The 3079-nt window shown below is 75.1% G+C and carries 2 protein-coding genes; both read right to left on the bottom strand.

What is annotated here, in order from left to right:
• Positions 1–64: 64 nt before the first annotated feature.
• Positions 65–1069 (bottom strand): hypothetical protein, encoded by a 1005-nt coding sequence (locus ACSNOK_RS32050; RefSeq protein WP_436784303.1) that lies wholly within the window; start codon positions 1067–1069, stop codon positions 65–67.
• Positions 1070–1374: 305 nt separating this feature from the next.
• Positions 1375–2772, bottom strand: a complete 1398-nt coding sequence (locus ACSNOK_RS32045; protein WP_436784302.1) for a C39 family peptidase — start codon at positions 2770–2772, stop codon at positions 1375–1377.
• Positions 2773–3079: the final 307 nt, after the last annotated feature.

Genomic DNA, 3079 nt, shown 5'->3' with positions numbered 1-3079 from the left:
GTGTCGGGGGTATGGCGGGGGACGCTGGGCGGGGAGGTGAAGGGACGGCGAGGGAGCGGCCGGATCACCCCGGGCCCGGGGGCCGGGGCGGCCTCGGCGGCCGGCCGGCGGCGGCGCGGGCCGCCCAGGTGCGGTACCGCAGGAACAGCTCACGCGGTTCGCCGCAGTACGACCAGGGCGCGTCGCAGGCGTACGGGCCGATCGCGGCGAACACCTCGTGCGCCTCGGCGTGCCGGCCGGCGAAGCCGAGGGCGTGTGCGAGGTAGTTGGCGTCGTCCGCGAAGTGGGCGTGCGGCCGGGGGGGCCGGTGCCGCCACCACCCTTCGAGGACGCGGTCGATGTGCGGACAGTCGTTCCAGGGGTGGACCGTCAGGCCGTAGGCCCCGCCGGACTCCGCCCTGCGCTGCCGGTAGGACTCGGCCAGCGCCACCAGGGGGAGGACGGCCAGCGGGAGGCCGGCGGGAGCGGTCTGGGCCCGTTCGAGCGCCCAGTGGAACATCTCGCCGCCGGAGCCGTGGTTCCGGTCGAACAGGAAGGTCAGCACCTCGTGGTGGGCCTCCCGGTTGTACGGGTCCCGGGCGGCCGCCTCGTTCCAGATCCGCCCGAGCAACTCCCGGTCGGGGGCGTGGACGCGCACCAGGGCCAGGAGGACCACCCAGGGCGCGGGATCCGCCGGGGGCGCCTCGGCGGCGGCCAGGCAGGTCTCCCATGCCTCTTCCATCAGCTCCCGGCCCGCGTCCCGCCCGGCGACCAGCGACCGCAGGGCCTGGACATGGGCCAGCAGGGCCAGGGCGTCCGGGGAACCGGGCTCGGCGCGGCTCCAGGTCTCGGCGAAGCGGAGGTTCGCCCCGGCCCGGGCGAGGACCTGGAGCCGGAAGATCCGCCGGTCCCAGTCGTGGCCGGTGGCGGCGAGCAGATCGCGCGGCCCTTCCCAGCGGCCCATGGCCGCGTCGTCCACGGCGGCGCGCAGGGGCCGGTCGTCGCGCGCGGGGTGGGGATCGAGCTCCGGCTCCACGGGGCCGTCCGGTCCCGCCCGCCGCGCGGACCGGCGTAATCTGCGACGCTGCATCCGGTGCGCCCCTCCCTGCCTCGCGGTCGTCTGCCGAACGGTTCACGTGCGGTGTCGCGGCACCCGCGAACTCACTGGCATAGCCATGACAAGCCGCGAGCGGAAAAGGCGCGGACCGGAACCGGATCGGCGGCCCCCGGACGGCGGGACGGGCGCGCGTCCCGCCCCGGGTACACCCGTGCGCCGCGCCCGGCGGAACCACCGCGACCGGAGACGATCGGTCCGGGCCTCGGTGCGGGCCACAGCTTATACACACAACCGTGCGATCGGGCCGCGATCTTGGAGATTTACACCGCCAACTTCTCTCACTCCACTCCCACTTGCCTCAGGGCCCGCCGCTGGGACGCCGACAATTCCAGCGGGAAGTAGAGATAACACACCCCTCCCGAGCCGCTCCTGACCCGCCCCTGCGCGTCCTTCCGCTTGGTTCTCAGCCAGATGTTCTCGAACTGACGCCTCTTGTACACCCGTTGGACGGCGGCGTTCGAGGGGGCCGCCGGATCGTGGACCACCACATCCCCGCTCTTCGTGAACCCGACGACGCACATCAGGTGCCCCGCCGTGCCGTACCCGGCCCCGTCCAGCTCGGCGGCGAGGAAGGACTGCGAGGTGACGACCGGGATCCCGGCCCGGATCAGCCGCTCGGCGTCGTTCAGCGACCGCAGCCGGGTGACCGTGCCCTGGAGGTCCCGGTACGTCGCCGCGTAGGCCGCGTTGAACGGCCAGTTGCCGCAGCCCTTGTACTGGTAGTCGTAGGTACGGCGGGCGGCGTGGCACACCTGCGGGTCGGCGTACGACGGGTCCACCCAGGACAGGTCGGCGGCGGACGGCCGGCGCCCCCAGTACTCCACCGCCATCTGCGAGGAGGTCGGGCTGCACCACGCCTCGCCGCCGTTGTCGTACTCCGGGTACTGCCCCTTGTGGATCTCCTGCGAGTACCGGGGGACGGCCAGCCGGTGCCCCGCCCCCTCCCCCGGCTTCGACGCGGGCACGGTGAACCGGTCGGGGATGTCGGACCCCATCACCCCCACCCGCCACACGGTGGGGGTCCGCCCGCCGCCCGGCCGCCGGAGAAGCGTCAGCCGCAGGACGTACGAGACGAAGCGCGCGCCGCTCGCCGGCTCGACGGCCAGGGTGTCGGTGGAGACGGCGCTCCGGCCGTCCTTCTGCCCGTCGACGGACGTGCGCCGGATGTCGCCGTCCGCGTCGCCCGAGGTCCAGCGGCCCATGACGTACCAGGGGGTGTGCGCGCGGTCGGCGTAGGCGGCGCGCACCTCGGCCTCGATCCAGGTGCCGGGCGGGGTGTGGGCGTTCCAGGAGACGACGATCTCGCTCGCCGGGGCGGACAGGGTGCGGACCGGCGAGGTCCACGTGGCGTACTCCCAGCGGGCCGTGGTCCCGGTGTGCGGGTCGGCGTACTCCCGGGTGCCCGCCGGCCGGTCGACGGTGACGCCCGGCCGTCGGCCGTCGCGGACGGCGGTTCCGGCGCGGGTGCCGGCTCGCCAGTCGGCGAGCGTGGTCCAGGAGTGGTGGTCGACGGTCGCGGAGGATCGCCGGCTCCCGCCCTCCGGAGCGGCGGCCAGGGCGGCGCCCGCCCGGGAGAGCGACGCGGCCGCGGTGACGGCGAGGGCGGCGGTCAGCACGGTACGGCGGGGCGGGTGGGACGGAAGGGACGAAGGGGAGGGGTTCGGTCTGCTGGACATGGCGTGGTCTCCCGGTTCGGCGGTGAGGGACCGTGAAGGGGCCGCCCACGCGGTCCCGTCGGGCCGCGCGGTCCGGACCGCCCACTATCCCCGGCCGGGCGGCCGGGGGCCAGTGACGCGACGCACGGCGCGTCAGACGCGCGGCACGTCAGGCGTACGGCACGCCAGACGTACGGCACGTCGGACGCACGACACGTCAGACGTACGGCACGTCGGACCGGAGGCGCACCGTACGCCGACGGGAGCCCCCCGGCGCGGCGCCGCCTAAGGTGACCCCGTGCACGACGTCCCCCCTCTCCCCCCGCTC

The organism is Streptomyces sp. URMC 126, assembly GCF_051386555.1.
Classification (GTDB): domain Bacteria; phylum Actinomycetota; class Actinomycetes; order Streptomycetales; family Streptomycetaceae; genus Streptomyces.
The sequence above is the reverse complement of the archived record's forward strand: the minus strand, read 5'-3'. Positions and strand labels throughout refer to the sequence as shown.

Excerpts from the sequence above, each read along its gene's own strand:
- ACSNOK_RS32045 (WP_436784302.1), bottom strand. The coding sequence starts at position 2,772 with ATGTCCAGCAGACCGAACCCCTCCCCTTCGTCCCTTCCGTCCCACCCG.
- ACSNOK_RS32050 (WP_436784303.1), bottom strand. The coding sequence starts at position 1,069 with ATGCAGCGTCGCAGATTACGCCGGTCCGCGCGGCGGGCGGGACCGGAC.